This is a genomic window from Corynebacterium yudongzhengii (assembly GCF_003065405.1).
Taxonomy (GTDB): domain Bacteria; phylum Actinomycetota; class Actinomycetes; order Mycobacteriales; family Mycobacteriaceae; genus Corynebacterium; species Corynebacterium yudongzhengii.
In genome coordinates this window covers 2120574-2138063 of sequence record NZ_CP026947.1, presented here as the reverse complement: position 1 = coordinate 2138063, position 17490 = coordinate 2120574, and the positions used below count along the sequence as shown (strand labels likewise).

16 protein-coding genes, 1 tRNA gene and 1 riboswitch are annotated in these 17490 nt (G+C 66.4%); of the genes, 8 read left to right on the top strand and 9 right to left on the bottom strand.

The window, feature by feature from the left end:
- Window positions 1-134 precede the first annotated feature (134 nt).
- The 5 genes from cysS to C3B44_RS09930 all read left to right on the top strand — a co-directional run bounded on the left by cysS (window position 135) and on the right by C3B44_RS09930 (window position 5578).
- Entirely contained in the window at window positions 135-1520 is a 1386-nt protein-coding gene (cysS, locus tag C3B44_RS09950; protein WP_108432229.1) for a cysteine--tRNA ligase, read from the top strand.
- 13 nt (window positions 1521-1533) lie between these two features.
- A complete protein-coding gene (gene rlmB, locus C3B44_RS09945; protein ID WP_108432228.1) occupies window positions 1534-2475 on the top strand; it encodes a 23S rRNA (guanosine(2251)-2'-O)-methyltransferase RlmB in 942 nt (313 codons plus the stop codon).
- 19 nt (window positions 2476-2494) lie between these two features.
- Window positions 2495-2593: riboswitch (TPP riboswitch) on the top strand.
- Window positions 2586-3392: a hydroxyethylthiazole kinase gene (gene thiM / locus C3B44_RS09940; RefSeq protein WP_108432227.1), complete on the top strand. Its 807-nt coding sequence runs from the start codon at window positions 2586-2588 to the stop codon at window positions 3390-3392. Its footprint overlaps the riboswitch before it by 8 nt.
- Window positions 3393-3394: 2 nt before the next feature.
- The gene (gene thiE, locus C3B44_RS09935) at window positions 3395-4027 is read left to right on the top strand and encodes a thiamine phosphate synthase (RefSeq protein WP_108432226.1); all 633 of its coding nucleotides are present in this window, start codon (window positions 3395-3397) and stop codon (window positions 4025-4027) included.
- A 3-nt stretch (window positions 4028-4030) separates the two neighbouring features.
- Window positions 4031-5578: a bifunctional hydroxymethylpyrimidine kinase/phosphomethylpyrimidine kinase gene (locus C3B44_RS09930; RefSeq protein ID WP_108432225.1), complete on the top strand. Its 1548-nt coding sequence runs from the start codon at window positions 4031-4033 to the stop codon at window positions 5576-5578.
- Between the two features lie 3 nt (window positions 5579-5581).
- Here C3B44_RS09930 and C3B44_RS09925 read toward each other — a convergent pair whose 3' ends face one another.
- The 4 genes from C3B44_RS09925 to C3B44_RS09910 form a co-directional block, all read right to left on the bottom strand.
- Window positions 5582-6427 carry a CE1 family esterase gene (locus C3B44_RS09925; RefSeq protein WP_108432224.1) on the bottom strand — a complete coding sequence of 282 codons (846 nt, stop codon included), beginning with the start codon at window positions 6425-6427 and terminating at the stop codon, window positions 5582-5584.
- Window positions 6428-6896: 469 nt separating this feature from the next.
- Complete coding sequence (locus C3B44_RS09920) at window positions 6897-7805, bottom strand: metal ABC transporter permease (protein ID WP_108432223.1); 909 nt, start codon at window positions 7803-7805, stop codon at window positions 6897-6899.
- A complete protein-coding gene (locus tag C3B44_RS09915; RefSeq protein WP_108432222.1) occupies window positions 7806-8507 on the bottom strand; it encodes a metal ABC transporter ATP-binding protein in 702 nt (233 codons plus the stop codon). It lies immediately after the preceding gene.
- A gap of 12 nt (window positions 8508-8519) precedes the next feature.
- Window positions 8520-9554 (bottom strand): metal ABC transporter solute-binding protein, Zn/Mn family, encoded by a 1035-nt coding sequence (locus C3B44_RS09910; protein ID WP_108432221.1) that lies wholly within the window; start codon window positions 9552-9554, stop codon window positions 8520-8522.
- Window positions 9555-9660: 106 nt separating this feature from the next.
- On the opposite strand from C3B44_RS09910, the gene C3B44_RS09905 reads away from it, so the two are divergent.
- Window positions 9661-10767 (top strand): LacI family DNA-binding transcriptional regulator, encoded by a 1107-nt coding sequence (locus tag C3B44_RS09905; RefSeq protein WP_108432220.1) that lies wholly within the window; start codon window positions 9661-9663, stop codon window positions 10765-10767.
- A 4-nt stretch (window positions 10768-10771) separates the two neighbouring features.
- Here the strand turns inward: C3B44_RS09905 and otsB are convergent, their stop codons facing one another.
- From otsB to thrE, 5 genes are read right to left on the bottom strand one after another with little or no spacing between them, the layout of a single operon-like run.
- Window positions 10772-12025: a trehalose-phosphatase gene (otsB, locus tag C3B44_RS09900; protein ID WP_199906016.1), complete on the bottom strand. Its 1254-nt coding sequence runs from the start codon at window positions 12023-12025 to the stop codon at window positions 10772-10774.
- A gap of 21 nt (window positions 12026-12046) precedes the next feature.
- The gene (locus tag C3B44_RS09895; protein WP_108432219.1) at window positions 12047-12526 is read right to left on the bottom strand and encodes a hypothetical protein; all 480 of its coding nucleotides are present in this window, start codon (window positions 12524-12526) and stop codon (window positions 12047-12049) included.
- Window positions 12523-13974 (bottom strand): alpha,alpha-trehalose-phosphate synthase (UDP-forming), encoded by a 1452-nt coding sequence (locus C3B44_RS09890; protein WP_108432218.1) that lies wholly within the window; start codon window positions 13972-13974, stop codon window positions 12523-12525. Before C3B44_RS09890 ends, C3B44_RS09895 begins: the two co-directional genes overlap by 4 nt.
- A gap of 4 nt (window positions 13975-13978) precedes the next feature.
- Window positions 13979-14290: a hypothetical protein gene (locus C3B44_RS09885; RefSeq protein WP_108432217.1), complete on the bottom strand. Its 312-nt coding sequence runs from the start codon at window positions 14288-14290 to the stop codon at window positions 13979-13981.
- Window positions 14291-14348: 58 nt separating this feature from the next.
- Complete coding sequence (thrE, locus tag C3B44_RS09880) at window positions 14349-15827, bottom strand: threonine/serine exporter ThrE (protein ID WP_235840470.1); 1479 nt, start codon at window positions 15825-15827, stop codon at window positions 14349-14351.
- A gap of 174 nt (window positions 15828-16001) precedes the next feature.
- On the opposite strand from thrE, the gene C3B44_RS09875 reads away from it, so the two are divergent.
- The gene (locus C3B44_RS09875; protein WP_108432215.1) at window positions 16002-16970 is read left to right on the top strand and encodes a diaminopimelate dehydrogenase; all 969 of its coding nucleotides are present in this window, start codon (window positions 16002-16004) and stop codon (window positions 16968-16970) included.
- A 107-nt stretch (window positions 16971-17077) separates the two neighbouring features.
- Window positions 17078-17150, top strand: a tRNA-Thr gene (locus C3B44_RS09870).
- Window positions 17151-17490: the final 340 nt, after the last annotated feature.

Below are 17490 nucleotides of genomic sequence, written 5' to 3'. Positions count from 1 at the left end.
GTCGCGCCTCAAAGACTAGGGACATGCACTCCTGGTGTTTTAGGCGGCGCGGGGTAGCCCCCAGGCACCCTTCCTAAAACCTTCCCAAAGCCCACGCACCCAGACGAATAACCCCAGCCCGTAGAATATGACCCGTGACTCTCTCGATTTTTGATACTGCGACCGGCACTCAGCGCGATTTCGAACCGATTCGACCGGGGCACGCCTCGGTGTATCTGTGTGGTGCGACTCCGCAGTCCGCGCCGCATATCGGGCATCTGCGCAGTGGCGTGGCCTTTGATATTCTGCGCCGCTGGTTGGAGCATTCGGGTCTGGATGTGGCGTTTGTCCGGAATGTCACGGACATCGATGACAAGATCCTCACCAAGGCGAATGACAACGGACGCCCCTGGTGGGAGTGGGTGTCTACTTATGAGCGTGAGTTCACCCGCGCGTATAACCTGTTGGGGGTGGCTCCGCCGTCGGTGGAGCCCCGCGCGACGGGCCATGTCACCCAGATGGTGGATTACATGCACCGGCTCATCGACGCCGGCTTCGCCTACGCCGCAGAAGGCAGCGTCTACTTCGACATCGCCGCGTGGGTGGCCGCCGAGGGCTCGGATTATGGGCACCTCTCGGGTAACCGCGTCGAGGAGATGGAGCAGGGCGAAACCGATAGTTCCGGCAAGCGCGGCCCGCAGGACTTCGCGCTGTGGAAGGCGGCGAAGCCGGGTGAGCCTTCGTGGCCGACCCCGTGGGGCAACGGGCGCCCGGGCTGGCATTTGGAGTGCTCGGCGATGTCGACGTGGTATCTCGGCGAGAGTTTCGACATTCACTGCGGCGGCCTCGATCTGAAGTTCCCGCACCATGAGAATGAGATCGCGCAGGCGCACGCGGCCGGCGATGGTTTCGCCAACTATTGGATGCACAATCATTGGGTGACCATGGCGGGCGAGAAGATGTCGAAGTCGCTGGGCAACGTCTTGAGCATCGACAACATGCTCACGCTGGTGCGCCCCGTCGAGCTGCGTTACTACTTGGGTTCGGCCCATTATCGTTCGGTCCTGGAGTATTCGGAGTCCGCACTGAAGGAGGCCGCCGCCGGCTATCGCCGCATCGAGGACTTCGTGCGGCGCGTCGGCGAGGTGGAGATCTCCGAGGTCACCGGCGCCTTCGCGGAGGCGATGGACGACGATATCGCCGTGCCGAAGGCGCTCGCCGAGATCCACAACGTCGTGCGCCGGGGTAACTCGGCACTTGCCGACGGCAACCAGTCCGCCGCCCACCAGGCCGCCGGGCAAATCCGCGCGATGACGGCGGTGCTCGGGGTCGACCCGCTCGATGAGCGCTGGCAGGCCGCGGGGGATACGCGGACGCAGGAAGCGCTCGATAAGCTGGTGACCGCGGAACTTGCCCGGCGCAGCCAGGCCCGCAAGGATAAGGACTTCGCCACCGCCGACGAGGTGCGCGACCGCCTCGCCGCCGCTGGCATCGAGGTCACTGATACCGCCGACGGCCCCGAGTGGTCGCTCAAGGACTAAGGAGCTGTTTTCTATGGCAGGCAATGACCGGCGCCGCAACATCCGCAAGAGCAACAAGAAAGGCCCGACGAAGGGTTCAGGCGGCAAGGGCCGACGCAGCCTCCGCGGTAAGGGCGCGACCCCGAAGGCCGAGGACCGCGTCTATCACGCGAAGTACAAGAAGAAGATGGAGCGTAAGCGTCGGGATTCAGGCCGGCACGAGCGCCAGGGCAACGAGTTCGTCGTCGGCCGCAACCCGGTGCTCGAGTGCCTGATGGCGAAGGTCCCGGCCAACGCACTCATCGTGGCGCAGGGCACGGGTAACGACGATCGCCTCACCCAGGCCGTCCAAATCGCGAATTCGCGCGGCATCGTCACCCGCGAGGTCCCCCGCCACGAGATGGACCTCATGACCGGTAACTCCCTGCATCAGGGCGTGGGCCTGGAGATCCCGCCGTACAAGTACGCGGACGTCAATACGCTTATCGCCGAAGCCGCCGATCGTCCGGAGCCGGGCATGTTCGTCATCCTCGATAACATCACCGACCCGCGCAACCTCGGCGCGGTGATCCGCTCGACGGCAGCGTTCGGCGGGCATGGCGTGATCATCCCGGAGCGCCGCTCTGCGTCGGTGACGGCCGTCGCCTGGCGCACCTCCGCCGGCACGGCGGCGCGCCTGCCGGTGGCGCGGGCGACGAACCTCACGCGCACCGTGCAGACCTTCCAGAAGAACGGCTACCAGGTCGTCGGTCTGGACGCCGGGGGAGAGCACACCCTCGATACCTACGACAACGCCACCGACCCGGTGGTGATCGTCGTCGGTTCGGAGGGCAAGGGCATTTCGCGGCTGGTGCGCGAAAACTGCGACGTCATCATGTCCGTGCCCACCACCGACTGGGTGGAATCTCTCAACGCCTCGGTCGCCGCCGGGGTGGTCTTAAGCGAGTTCGCGCGCCAGCGCCGCACTCAGAGCTAGCACGCTCTGTTAGCATCGAGGCATACACACGGGGTGCCCGGCAGAAGGCGGGGCTGAGATCACACCCGAGGAACCTGCACTAGTTAGCACTAGCGAAGGGATGTGAAAGCTTGACGCACGATAGCTATACCCAGGCACACGAGGCGCTGCGGGAGCAGGCGCCGCTCGTGCACTGTCTTACGAATTCGGTGGTCCAAGAGGTCACTGCGAATGTCCTTCTGGCCGTCGGGGCTGCGCCCGCGATGGTCAGCCACCCCGTGGAGGCCGCCGAGTTCGCCGAAGTGGCGGATGCGGTGCTTGTCAACGTCGGCAACCCGCACCTCGACCAGCTCAAGGCCATGGACAACGCCCTGGATACCGCCCGGCGCCACCACAAGGTCACCGTGCTGGACCCCGTGGCCGTCGGTGGTTTGAGTGTGCGCACGGAGTTCGCGCGGCGGGTCGTCGAGAAGCGGCCGACCGTCATCCGCGCCAACCCCTCCGAAATCCTGCACCTGCACGCCGCGGTCACCGGTTCCACGCACGAGGGCGGCCGGGGCGTGGATGCCACCGACAGCGTCGATTCCGCTCTCACCGCCGCGCGCGAGCTCGCCGAGTATTGCGGGGCAGTGGTGGCGGTCTCTGGGGCCACGGACGTCGTGGTGTCTCCTGGGCGCGTCACGCGTATCGACGGCGGCGATCCCCTCATGGCCGTCACCATCGGCACCGGCTGCGCGCTCGGGGCGGTCGTCGCCGCCTTCGTGGCCGCCGCGGACAGCGCCCACGACGCCACCGTGGCCGCGCACGTCGCCTTCGCCACCGCCGCCCAGCGCGCCGCCCACCGCGCCGACGGCCCCGGCACCTTCCGGCAGTTCTGGCTGGACGAGCTTTATCGCCTGCCCGCGGCCGGGGTGGCGTGCCGCATCACCGAGGACTGACGATGGACCTCGATTACCGCCTCTACCTGGTCACCGACTCCCGCCTGCCCGGCGGCTATGAGCGGGTGCCCGCGGTCGTCGCCGAGGCGATCGCCGGCGGGGTGAGCATGGTGCAGGTGCGCGACAAAGAGCTTGACGACGACACCTTCGCCCACCTCGCCCGCGCCGTCGAGAAGGTGGCGCGCCCGCACGGGGTGCCGGTGCTCGTCAACGACCGCGTCGAGATCGCCGTCGAGCTGGGCTTGGGCGTGCACGTCGGCCAGCAGGACATGGCGCTCGACGAGGTCCGCGCGCTGGTCGGCGAGGCGGTGCCGGTAGGGCTTTCGGTCAGCAACACCGCCGAACTGGAGGCCATCGAGGCGTGCCAGACGCGCCCCGACTACGTCGGCTTAAGCCCGCTTTGTGAAACCCCTACGAAAACGGATACCGCCGCTGCCCTGGGCTATGAGGGCACCCGCCGGCTGGCCGCACGTGCCCACGCGATGGGGCTGGCAGCCGTGGCGATCGGCGGCATCAACCACGACAACATTCGGCAGGCCCGCGCCACCGGTGTGGACGGTGTGTGCGTGGTCTCCGCGATCATGGCGGCCGCCGATCCGCGCGCCGCCGCCCGTCAACTTCTCAAGGAGTGTTGATTCATGGACCAGCTTGTCCCCCGTGTTTTAAGCATCGCCGGCACTGATCCCACCGGTGGCGCCGGCATCCAGGCCGACCTCAAGGCGATCGCCGCCGCCGGCGGTTTCGGGATGTCGGTGGTCACCTCGCTCGTCGTCCAGAACACCCGCGGCGTGCAGTCCGTGCACACCCCGGAGCCGGACTTTTTGCGCGCGCAACTCAAGTCCGTCAGCGACGATGTGACAATCGACGCCGTGAAGATCGGCATGATCGCCGACGAGGCCTCCGCCCGCGAAGTCGTCGCCTGGCTCGAGGAGCTTGGCGACGTGCCCGTGGTCATCGACCCAGTCATGGTCGCGGCCTCCGGCCACGCGCTCGCCGAAAGCGTCTCCGGCGAGCTGCTCAAGAAGGCCACCGTTCTCACCCCGAACCTCACCGAGCTCGCCCAGCTCACCGGAGGAAAAGAGGCCACAACGCGTGCCGAAGCCAACGCCCAGGCAACAACACTCGCCGATACCACCGGCGCCCTCATCCTCGCCAAAGGCGGACACCTCTCTGCGGATGACCGCGGCAATACCCTCATCGGCCCCGGCGGTGAGGTGCTCACTCACGCTTCCTCGCCCGCGGTAGAGACCTCCGCCTCGCACGGCACCGGCTGCTCCCTCTCCTCGGCGCTGGCGACCCGCCTGGCGGTGGGGGAGTCCTACGGAGAGGCCGTCGCCTGGGCCACCGACTGGGTGCGCGAGGCCCTCGAATACGGCGAAGACCTCCAGGTAGGCCAGGGTAACGGGCCGATCGATCACTTCCACCGGCTGCGTCGGCAGGCGGCGGCCAGCGATCAGCGCCCGCGGCTGCGCGGGTTCATCGATGCATGGGAGGCCCCGGAGGCGTTGGGGGTGGACGTCGATACGCCGGCGCCGACCCCGGTCGTCGCGCCAGCCGGTCCGTGGACCGCCGCCCTGTGGGAGGCCGCCGGCGATGCGCTTCAGCGCTTCACCACCGACGGCTTCGTCCCCGCGCTCGCCTCCGGCGTGCTGCCTCAAGAGAAGTTCCTGTTCTACCTCACACAGGACGACTACTACCTCGAGGTCTACTCGCGCGTGCTCGCCGGGCTGGGGCTGAAGGCCGAAAACCGGGAGGAGCGGCGCATGTGGGCCGAATCGGTGACCGAAGCGATCGCCGTCGAGCAGGGCATGCACGCGCAGTTCGGCGTCGACGCCCAGATAGACCCCTCGCCCGCGACGCTCGCCTACACCGACTTCCTGCGCGCCGAGGCGCAGAACGATTACCCCATCGCCGTCGCCGCCGTACTGCCGTGTTTCTGGGTCTACGCGCAGGTCGGGGCGGATCTGGCCAGCGCGAGGACCGAGGACCACCCTTATGCATCCTGGTTGGGTACCTACGAGGACGCAGGCTTCCAGGAGGCGACCGCCCGCGCCGTGGCGGTGGCGGAAAAGGCGCTGGCCGGGGCGTCGGCGCGGCAGCGGGCGCGGGCGGCCCAGGCCTTCGTGCGCGCCTGCGAGCTCGAGGCGGACTTCTTCGCCCAGGCTATGCTCACGGACGCTCGCTAGGTTTCAGCCGGCGCGGAGGTCGAAGAAGTCCGCCGTGGCCTCGGCGGCGATGAGCTGGTCGGTGCCCGCGCCGAGGCGCGCATCTAGCTTCTTCGGCGCCGGCACGAGATGCCCCATCCCCTCGACGGTGATCAGGCGCACTGGCGGTTTATCGGTGGCGCTCCAGTCTTCGGTGATCACGCTGCCTGAGCTGGTGCGGGTGACGCCTTCCGGGTCGTGACCGTTGATGCGGGCGGATATCTCTCCGGTATCGCGGAAGGAGCGCACTGGCCCGCGGTTGTTGCCATCCATGCCGGCCTCGCCGCCGGTGTACGGGGCGATCGGATCCGCGGTGCCGTGGATGGAGAGAAAAGGCGTCGGCACGGCGTTAGCTGTGTTGATGCCGGGCAGGAGGTTTTCCGGGGCGGGCAGCGTGGCCGCATAGGTCGCCGCCCCTTTCAGCAGCCCGGGGGCCTCGAGCAGGAGCCGGTAGACCATCTGGCCGCCGTTGGAAAACCCGCAGCCATACACCCGCTGCGGGCTGAGGTCGTAGTGGTGAGTGAGCTTATCGACGAGCGTGGTCACAAATCCCACGTCATCCACACGCAGCTGCCGGGTGCGTTCCCCGAGGTCACGGCGGGCATCGTTGAAGTGATGATGAATGCCATCCGGATAGACCACCACGATGCCGCGCTCGGCCAGCGCGTCGAAGGTATGGCCGGTGAAATTGCGCGCCACATTCGACGACTGCAACGAGCCGTGGAAATACAACAAAAGCGCGTGCGGCGTCAGCTCATCCGGCGCGACGATGGTATAGCTGCGCCGGCGATGGTCGTGGTCGAAGGATCCTCGAGTGACGGTATAAGACACGGCTTAACAGTTTAGTGCTGTTCGTTGGCGTTTCTGGGGGCTTTTGGGGTTTCTGTGCTGTGTTCACAGGTGATTGCCGAGTTGGGTGGTCTGTCGGGAATGTAGCGGTATCGCGATTGTGTGCGTGGTCGAAAGGGCCCGCTCCGAAAGGAGTCTCGCGCGGTCGAAACCAGTACTCCTTTAGGGGTGACTGCTTTCGGACAGCGATAGCGCGGCATGACGGGAGGAGCGGGCAAGACGTGAGAGACTCACGGGAGAGACTGGTGGGGCGGATGGGGTGACCAGCCGACCGCCATAACCGTCAACCCCTCCGGACCGTCATGTTGCGCTTACGCTGGCCGAAATCACCCTCATAGAAAGGAGTCTCGCGCGGTCGAAACCAGTACTCTTTTAGGAGTGACCGCTTTCGGCCAGCGATAGCGCTTTATACGCCAAACCCCGAGCAGCCACGCAACCCCGAGCAACCCACCTAATCGAGGTGGTGGTGCGGATCGGGGGTGGGCTCGGGGCGTTCGTCGTAACGCGCGGCGGCGACCTCATCGCGGGAGATCTTGCGCTCGCGCAGCGCACCGATGGTGCGGCAGATGAGGTAGATGATGAACGAGATGGTCGTGACGAACACGCTCACCGGCAGTCCCGGCGCCAGCGAGAGCAACAGTCCGCCGACCGCGGAGATCTCCGCGAACAGCACCGACAGAAGCACCGTGGTGAGAGGGGAGCGGGCCACATGCGCGGCGGCCGCGCCGGGGGTGATCAGCAGCGCCATGACCAGCAGGGCGCCGACGATCTGCACCGACTGCGCGGAGGTCAGCCCCACGAGGATCGCGAAGACCACCGCCAGGCCGTGCACCGGGATGCCCACCGCCCGCGCCATCTCCGGGTCAGTGGAGGCGAACAAAAGCGGGCGCCACAGCAGGATGACCGCACCGATGACGATCACCGTCACGAGCGCCAGAAGCCACGTCGAGGCGCTGGAGACGCCGACGATCTGGCCGGTCAGCAGGCTCATCGCGGTCGTCGAGTTGCCGGGGTAGAGGTACAAAAACAGCACGGCCAGCCCGAGGCCGAAGCTCATGACCACGCCGATCGACGAGTCCTGCTGCCCGCGGAACCCCAGCACTGCGAGCACGATGGCCGCGGCGATCGCTCCCGCGAGCGCGCCGAAGCCGATGTTGAAGCCGAACACGAGCGCCGCGGCCGCGCCCATGAGCGCGAGTTCCGAGGTGGCGTGCACCGAAAAGGACATGCGCCGCAGGACGATCAGGGGCGTCATCACGCCGGAGAGCACGCCGAGCAGCGCGGAGGCGATCACGGCCTGCTGCACGAAGCCGACCTGCAAGAGCGCTTCGGTGTCGGCGAAGAATTGTTCGAGGCTCATCTAGATCACCACCAGTCGTCCGTTGACTTCGGCGACCTCGACTTTGGTGCGGTAGAGGTCGGAGAGGACGTCGGAACGCATGACTTCGTCGACCGTGCCCACCATGTGGCCGTGCGGCGCGAGGTAGAGCACGCGGTCGACGATGCCGAGCACTGGGTTGATGCCGTGGGTGACCATGATGATGGCGGTCTTATGCTCACGGCGGCGTCGCTCAAGCTTGGCGACGGTATCGTGCTGCCGGGCGACGTCGAGGGAAAGGAGCGGTTCGTCGGCAAGCAGCAGCTGCGGGTCGGTGGCCAGCGCCTGTGCCTGGCGGATCAGTTGTTGCTGTCCGCCCGAAAGCTTGCCGACGGGCTTATCCGCCAGCCCCTGTGCATCCACGGCGGCGAGGAGCTCTTCGACCTGGCCTTTCCGCGGGTGTCGACGAGTGATCGTCCCGTGCGCCAGCGACAGGGAGACCAGATCCCGGGCGCGCAGCGGCAGGTTGCGGTCGAACATGCGCTGCTGGGGGATGAACCCCACCCGCGCGTCGACCTTCACCTTGCCGCGGGTCAGCGCGCGGGTGCCCAAGATGGTGTTGAGCAGCGTCGACTTGCCGGACCCGTTGGGACCGAGCACGGCGAGGAACTCGCCGGGGGCCACCTCTAAGTCGAGGCCGGACCATAAGGGGTCGACGGCTGCGTCAGTGAAGCGAACTAGCACCTAGGACAAGCCCTACTGCTCGGAGGAGACGTTCTCAGCGGCGTCCTCGAGCTCGGAGACGACCTCTTCGAAGTAGTCGAGGAACTCGGTGCCCTCCGGCGGCAGCTCGCCGATGGTGACGATCTGGACGTCGTTCTCCTCGGCGGCGCCGTGGATGCGCTCAGTCAGATCCGTGGCGGTCTGCGGGTTGTAGAGCAGGATGTCGACCTCGCCGGACTCGATGGCCTCGAGGAAGGCGGCCAAATCAGCGGCGGCCGGCTCGGAGTGGTTGAGCGTGGCCTGGCGGTAGCCGGTCGGGGTGACGTCGGTCAGGGAGGAGTCGTCGATGAGGTAGTCGCCGATGGTCTCGGTCTGGGCGACGGTGGCCTCGGGCAGGTTGGAAAGGCGCTCGCGCAGCTCGTCCATTTGCTCGACGACGGCGGTGGCGTCCGCATCCTCTTCCTTCGCCGCGAGGTCCTCGGCGACCTGGGTGATAGCGTCGACGTCGAACCAGATGTGCTCGTTGCCCTCGACGGAGTGGACGTCGCCGTGAGCGTGGTCGTGGCCGTGCTCGTGGTCATGGTCGTGACCCTCTTCGCCATGCTCATGATCGTGCTCGTGGCCCTCCTCGCCATGCTCGTGGTCGTGATCATGACCATGCGCGTGGTCGTGGCTGATGAGCGGCAGCGGGTGGATGATGTTCTCCTCGCCCGCGTCTTCCATGATCGGCTCGTAGAGCCAGGCGTCGTAGCCGCCGCCACCGACGACCACGAGGTCTGCCTCTAAGGCGGTGGCGATGTCGGTGGCTGCGGGCTCGAAGTGGTGCGGATTTTGGCCGGGGTCGGTGATGAGGGCTTCGATCTCGGCGTCGTCCAGCACCTCGTCGGCGACATCGGCCCACACGGAGGTGGAGGTGACGACCTGAGTAGTGGCATCGTCACCATTGCCGGAGGCGTTGGCGTTCTCACCGTTGTCGGCAGAATCAGTCGAGCAAGCGATGAGAGAGCCGGCGGTCAGAGTGGTCAGCGCTGCGGCACTAAAGCCGCGGAAAAGGTGAGATTTTCTCATGCGGAAAGTTTCACATTGTTGACAATTGTTGTCAAAATGAAAACATGGTGAAAATGCCTGCCAGATGCTGCGGAAAAGCCTCACGGGCCACCTAGAATGAACAACCATGGCCCCAGATCACCCTCGCCCCCGCGGCACGCTTGCGTCGCTCGCCGCCGAGCTCGGGGTGTCGCGCACCACCGTCTCCAACGCCTACAACCAGCCGGACCAACTCTCCGCGTCCTTGCGCGAGCGCATCTTGGCCGTAGCCGCCGCCCGCGGCTACCCCGGGCCCAACCCGACGGCGCGCAGCCTGCGCACCAGCCGCGTCGGCTCCGTCGGTGTCCTCATGACCGAGCACTTAAGCTACGCCTTCGAAGACCACGCGAGTGTCGATTTCCTCGCCGGGCTCGCCGAGTCCTCCTATGGCACCGAAAACGCCCTGACGCTCGTGCCGGTCGGCCCCGGCGATGACTCCTCCACCGCCCCCGTCTTCCGCACCGTCGTCGACGGCTTCGTCATCTATTCCGTCGCCAACGAGGACCCGCACTTAGCCGCCGCCCGCGCCACTGGCCTGCCGCTGGTCATCTGCGACCAGCCCTATGACACGAAAGACCTGGCCTACGTGGGTATCGACGACCACCAGGCCATCGCGCCCGCCGTGCGCGCGCTCGTCGAACAGGGGCACCGGCGCATCGGGATCCTGGCGAAGCGGCTCACCCGCACCCGCCACGACGGCGCGGTCGCACCCGCGGACCTGGACACCGCCGGGCTGCACGTCCAGCGCGCCCGCATCCTCGGCGCCCTCGACGTCCTCGCCGCCGCCGGCATCGATGCCGAGCGCGTGCCGATCGTCGCTAGACATCACAACGACCACGACACCGCCGTCGACGGTGCCCGCGAGCTTCTCGATGCACACCCCGAGCTCACGGCCGTCGTGTGCACCACCGACTCGATGGCCTTCGGCGTGCTCGATCTCGCCCGCCAGCGCGGCATCGACGTGCCCGGCGATTTATCGGTCACGGGTTTCGACGGCGTCGAACTCGCCCGCCAGCGCGGACTGACCACCGTCAGCCAGCCTATGCGGGCCAAGGGGGCGGCGGCCGGCCAGATCCTCAACGAGCTTATCGACGCCCGCCTCACCGGCACCCCGCCAGCCACAACAGCGCCGCGCAAAATCTTGCCGACGCACTTCCTGCCCGGTACCACCGTCGCCCCAGTGCCGGAGAACTAGAGAGCTACTCGACGAGATTGGCGCGCGGGTCGCGGCCGGTGGCGGCGACGAGCTGCTCGACGGGGGAGGCGTCCGCCGGGATCTCGACGGGGGGGTCGTAGTGGCCCGTTTCCACCATGCGCTCCTCGTTGACCAGCTCGTAGTGGCGCAGCAGACGGGAGGCGAAGTTCTCGTCGAGCTTCGGATTCACCCCGATGGCCCGGGCCATGTCCCAGGTGTGCACGAACAAATCGGTGTTCAGCGAGGTGCGCACGCATTCGAGGGCGGCGCGGTTGTCGTCGTCAAGCAGAGCCCGCACGGCGTCGATGAACGTGAAGTACTCGTCGACCGGGTCATCGCCCGGCACCGGCTCGAGCCCGAGCTTCTTCGGCACCCAGGTGTTAAGGTGCCGGATGACATCGCGCGCGGACCAGCCGGTGCACGGCGTGGGCACCGACCAGTCCTCGACCTGGTGGACGATCGCGCCCAGGCCGGCGGCGCACCACTCGAAGCGGCCGGCGGTATCGCGGGGGAATTGGATGTGGGCGGCGCGGGCGTCGGCAAGTTCGGTGAAAAACTCCGCGACCTCCTCGATGTTGGCCACCCGCGCCGAGGCGGCGGTATGCCCCTCGCCCACCTTGATGCCGTAGTCCTTCTCCCCGAGCACGGCGAAGCCCTGCTCATCGGTGACATCGTCGCCGACGAAGACGGTGCGCTCCGGTTCGTACTGGTCGCGGACCTTCTCGATCCACGTGCCCTTCGTCACCGAGGTGACCGAGAACTCGACGATGTTCTTGCCTTCAATCACGTGCGCGCCCTCGAAGTCGAGCTGGGCGATCTTCCGGAGGATCTCCTCGGCCTTCTCGGGGTCCTTCTTCGCCAGCGTCGCGACGTGGGCGACGCGCTGGAAAGGCTTGCGCTCGACGAAGGTGCCGTGCTCGTCGAGAAGCGGCTTCAGCGCCGCCTCAATCTCGTCGAGGCGCTTCTGCTGCGCGAGCGACGGGCCCGTCGAGAAGGAGGACTCGTTGCCGTGCGAACCCGCACGGATGATGGGGGCGCGCAGGTCGCAGACCTCGGCTAGGCCCTCGAGGTGACGGCCCGAGAGGATCGCGACGCGCGTATCCGGCATGCCCGCCAAGCGGGTCAGTGCTGCCAGCGATTGGGAGTTGACGGGAACGTTGTAGGCATCGGCGGAAAAGCCCGCGAGCGTGCCATCGAAATCCGAAACGACAAACAGACGGTCTGCGGACGCGAGCTCCGCGACGATCGGGGAAAGCATGCACTCTAGCGTACCCGTCGTTTAGAGCGTTGCCAGTCTCAGGGAGGGGTTGTCGACGGCGTGCGTGGTCATGGATATGAGCAGCTCACCGTGCGTCTGCGGCGAAAAGTCCAGGGTTTCGCCGGCAGCGAACATCTCGGTGACCAGACTATGCACCCGCCGCGCCGAGTCATCGCAGTCTCCGGCCTCGGAAAGCTCGGCGTCTTCGACCGTGAGTGCGTCGGCGTCTTGGGCTCGCGCCGGCTTACCGGCGTCGACAAACGTGACGACGGCCTGCAACTGCCCACACCCCGTCGTCGCCGTAACACTCGACTCGCCAAAACTCATGGTCACGCTGCCGGCCACCGTCGGCGGCAAAGCCGAGGGCGCGCCGGGCTCGCGGTAGGCGTCGGTGACCGTCCAGGTCGGCCCGACGATCGCCGCCTCGGCCTGGGGGCGCTCGCCGCAGGCGGTGGCGACCAACCCGGCCGCGCACACCACGGCCGCTAATCGACGACTCATCGCCGCGCCTCGTCCAAATCCCGCAAGGAAGCGTTCGCCCAGGCGTCGACATCGAACGTTAAGACCTGCTCATGCATGGCGCGCATCCGCGAGCGCATCGTCTCCGGGTCATGCTCGAGCCCGCGCACCGCCTGCAGTAGCGCGCGTTTCAGCGACTCGATGTCGAAGGGGTTGCACAGGTTGGCCTGGAGCAGTTCGTCGGCGGCGCCCGCGAACTCCGAGAGCACCAACGCGCCCGAGCCGTCCGGGTGGCAGGCGACGTACTCCTTGGCCACCAGATTCATGCCGTCCTTAAACGGGGTGACCACCATGACGTCGGCGGCTTGGTAGTAGTGCCGTAGCAGCCGCTTCGGCAGCGATCGGTGCAGGTAGTGGACGACGGGCCGGCCGATTTTCGCAAAACGGCCGTTGATGCGCCCCACCGCCTCTTCCACCTGGCGGCGCGCGGTGCGGTAGTGCTCAATGCGCTCCCGTGAAGGCGTGGCGACCTGCACGAACACCACCTCGTTCGGATCCAGCGCGCCCGCCTCGAGCAGCTCCTCGAAGGCCTCCAGCCGCTGCAGGATGCCCTTGGTGTAATCGAGACGATCGACGCCGAGCAGGATGCACTCCGGATTCCCCAACTCCGCCCGTCGGCGGGCGACCTCCTTGTCATCCGCCTCACCCAAGGAAGTGGGGTCGATAGAGATCGGGTAGGCGGCGACGGCGACCTCACGGCCATCGGAGGCGGTAATCGACGCCGTCGTCGTGCGCACCGACGCCGAACCGGTCACCTTAAGGCTGTCCGGCTGGCCGGTATGCGAGCCCTTCGGCCCAGAAACCTGCTGCACCAGCGACAAGAAGTTCTCCGCGTTGGAGACGAGGTGGAAGCCGATGAGATCGGCGCCCAGCAGGCCGCGGACCACCTCTTCGCGCCAGGGCAGCTGGCGGAACAGATCCGGGCCGGGGAAGGGGATGTGCAAGAAGAACCCGATGGTCAGATCCGGGCGCAGCTGGCGCAGAATCCCCGGCACCAACTGGAGCTGGTAGTCCTGCACCCAGACGGTCGCGCCGGGCGCGGCCACGCGATCGACCTCGGTGGCGAAGCGGTAGTTGACGTCGCGATACGACTGCCACCAGTCGCGGTGATACGTCGGGGTGACGATGAGATCGTGATACAGCGGCCACAGCGTGGCGTTGGAAAAGCCCTCGTAGAAACGCTCGTGGTCGTCGGCGGTCAGCGGCACTGGGTGCACAAGGATGCCGGAGTCGGTGTGGAAGGGTGCGGGGGCGGCGTCGATAAGCCCCGGCCAGCCCACCCAGCAGCCACGCCGGGCCGACAAGACCGGGGACAGGGCGGCGACCAGCCCGCCCGGAGATTCCGTCCAGGTGGTCCCGCCGTGCTCATCGACGATCGCATCCACGGGCAGCCGATTGGCGACTACCACAAACTCATTGTCGCCGCTCATGACCCTAGGACTTCTTCGAGGCCTTCTTCGACGACTTCTTCGAGGCCTTCTTCGACGACTTCTTCGAGGTCTTCTTGGTCGTCTTCTTGGTCGTCTTCTTCGGCTCGACCTCCTCCTGGTCGATGCCGAGCTCCTCGGCGACTTTGCGGTGCACCAGGCCTTCTGGCTCGATGCCCAGCATGCACATCAGCGTGACACCGTCGAAGAAGTCTTCCGCGTAGGTGGAGACAATCTGGCGGGCATTACCGGCGGTCTCCGACTCGATGGCCTCGATTTCCTCGGCGTTGGGGCGGGTGTCTTGGACCTTCGGCGGCACGGGCAACTCCTTGGACGAAATGCTGACTGAGAAAATTCAACCGGACTAACAGTCTACGCTACTGAGACCGTTCTCCGCGCACCCCATGCGACCTGCGCGGACGCGAGCGGGCCACCTTCTGCGCAGCGCTGAGCGCCTGGAAGGAGAACCGACGGGCGCGCCGGTAGGCCTGATACGGCCGGAAGGTCTGCGGGCGGCGCAGCTTACGGGCCAACCACTCGCCCAAGACGACGCCCGTGGCCAGCGAGCCGGCGGTCGCCAGCGCCAAAAAGAGGTTGGTGAAGCCGATGAGCGCCTGCTCGTTGAGCAGTGCGTACAGCGCGCGGTAGAGCATGAGGCCCGGCAGCATCGGGGTAATGCCGGCGATCGCGGTGATTAGGGGCGGGACCAGGAAGCGGCGGGCGAGCAGGCCACCGGCTAAACCGACGACCGTCGCCGACGACACTGTCGCCGAGACCGAACCGAAGCCTAGCGGGATGAACACCAGGTGATACGCACCTGCGCCCAGCATGCCCGCGGCGCCCGAGACCCAGATCGCGGAGCGCTCGGCGTAGACACCGACGGCGAAGCCGATACACACGAACGCGGCGATGAAGGTGAGGAAGAGGGCGTTCGCGAAGTTCGGTGGGCTGATGGCCTCCATCGGCGGCAGGGAGATACCCACCCACGACGCCGCCTGCATGCCGAGCGCCACACCGGCGACGATGCCGGCGGTCATGAGGATGGTGTCGAAAAACCGTGCCGAGCCCGTCACCACCGAGCCCGTGATCCCGTCCTGCAGGGACTGCACCAGGGACAGCCCGGCGACCAGGACGATGATGCACGAGGCGATGATCTGACTCGGTCTGATCTGATAGCCGAGCTGTTGGGCGACGTCGTAGATGATCGCCGTCGGCACCGTGGCGACGAACCCGCCCGTGATCTGTAGGAAGAAGGCCGGCAGGCCGCGCCGGGCGAGGATCTCGTTGACCCCGATGATCAAATACGAGGTGATAAACGTCACCAGCCCGACGAACCAGCTGCCGCCGAGCAGCATCGCGATCGCGCCACCCATCAGTGCCCAACCCCAGATGGAGGTCTTGAAGCCGTAGTCGCGGGGGCGGGCCTCGAGCTCGTCGAGAACCTTCTCCGCGACCGCCGGGGGAGTAGCCCCCGACTGGATCGAGCGGATCAGGCGGTCGACTTCCGCCAGCTTCGAGAAATCCGTGCCGAAACTCCGGGCGACCCGGAAGACCTGCACCGGCTGCTTGTTGTCCTCGCCGATGGTGGTCGACAGCATGATCGTGTCGAACGTGATCGAGACATGGCAATACACCAGCCCGTAGGCCGCCGTGACGGCGCGCAGCTGCGCGTTGGCATCCCGGTTACCGGTGCCCGAAGACAACAAAATGTCACCGATCCGCGCCGCGATAGACATCACACCGGCGACCTGCGAGGGGTCCTGCAAATCGATCGGTGCAAGTGGCGACGGCGGCGGTGCGGCGCGCGCGGTATCCACCGTCGATAAGTGGCCTGAGCCGGGCAAACGGTTACTCAACCGCGACAGAAATCCCACGTGCGCTCCCCCGCAAAGTCGATGGTTTCAGCAAGAATGACTACGGCGAAATCGTATCCTTCCGGCCCTGCCTGTGCACCAAGCGGGTGGGAAAATGTGACTATGTTGGGCTATCGGAAACTGTTACGCGAAACGTCACCGAAGGAGACAACGAGCATGTCCACCATCCGCGCCGCGATTGTCGGCTACGGAAACCTCGGTAAGTCCGTCGAGAAGCTCATCAAGTCCACCCCCGACATGGAGACCTACGGCATCTTCTCGCGCCGCGACCAACTCGACACCGACACCCCCGTCTACTCCGTCGACGAGTTCGCCGCCAAGGCCGAAGCCAAGGAATTCGACGTCGCCCTCTTGTGCACCGGCTCCGCCACCGACATCCCCGAGCAGGCCGTCGAGTACGTGAAGCACGCGCCGACCGTCGACACTTATGACAACCACCGCGACGTCCCGCGTCACAAGCAGGCGATGGACGAGGCCGCCCGCGAGGCCGGCACCGTTGCGATCGTCTCCACCGGCTGGGATCCCGGCATGTTCTCGCTCAACCGCACGATGGCGCAGGCCATCCTGCCCACCGCCGAGCAGCACACCTTCTGGGGCCCGGGCCTCTCCCAGGGGCATTCGGACGCGCTGCGCCGCATCGACGGCGTGAAGAAGGCCGTGCAGTACACGCTTCCCGACGAAGCCGCCCTCGACAAAGCCCGCGCCCAGCAGGCCGGAGACCTCACCGGTAAGCAGGCCCACGTGCGCAGCTGCTACGTCGTCGCCGACGAGTCCGAACACGAGCGCATCGAACACGAGATCCGCACCATGCCGGACTACTTCGAGGGCTACACCGTCGAAGTCCACTTCATCGACGAAGCCACCTTCGACGCCGAGCACACCGGCATGCCGCACGGCGGACACGTCATCACCGCCGGGGACACCGGCGGCTACACCGAAACGATCGAGTACATCCTGAAGCTCGACCGCAACCCCGACTTCACCGCCAGCGTCCAGATCGCCTACGCGCGCGCCGCCGCCCGCCTGGCGGAGCAGGGCACCACCGGTGCCTACACGGTTCTCGAGGTCGCGCCGTACCTGATCTCCCCGACCCCGCTCGACGAGCTCATCGCCCGCGACGTTTAAGGGTTGTGGTTTCGGGGTTTCGGGGTTTGGGTTTGGCCGCGGTTTGGCCGCGGTTTCCGGCTCGGCTTGGTGACCGGCTAGGATCAACCCGTCCGGTCACCCGGCACGCTGAAGTGGCGCAATTGGTAGCGCAACGGTCTTGTAAACCGTAGGTTGCGAGTTCGAGTCTCGTCTTCAGCTCTCAAAACCCCACCTGCCGTGAAGGTAGGTGGGGTTTTTCAAAAGGGATACCGCGAAGTCGAATTCAGTACTGCTTTCGGTGCTCCTCTTTTCTGACGGCGTTAGCGCTTTATGGTCGGGCGAGTCTGGAGTGGGGCTGTGGAGCTTGCGGTAGAGGCTGATGGGGGTGGCGAGGCTGGCGGGGTGACCGATTAGTGCAGTTGCATGCACCGTTGGTCGAACTCTCATGATGCGCTAGCGCTGGTCGAATTCACCATAACGAAAGGAACCCGCAAGCCCTACTCCTTTCGACTTTGCGGGACTCGTTTCTGTCGGGGTGTTTTCGACCAGCGTTAGCGCG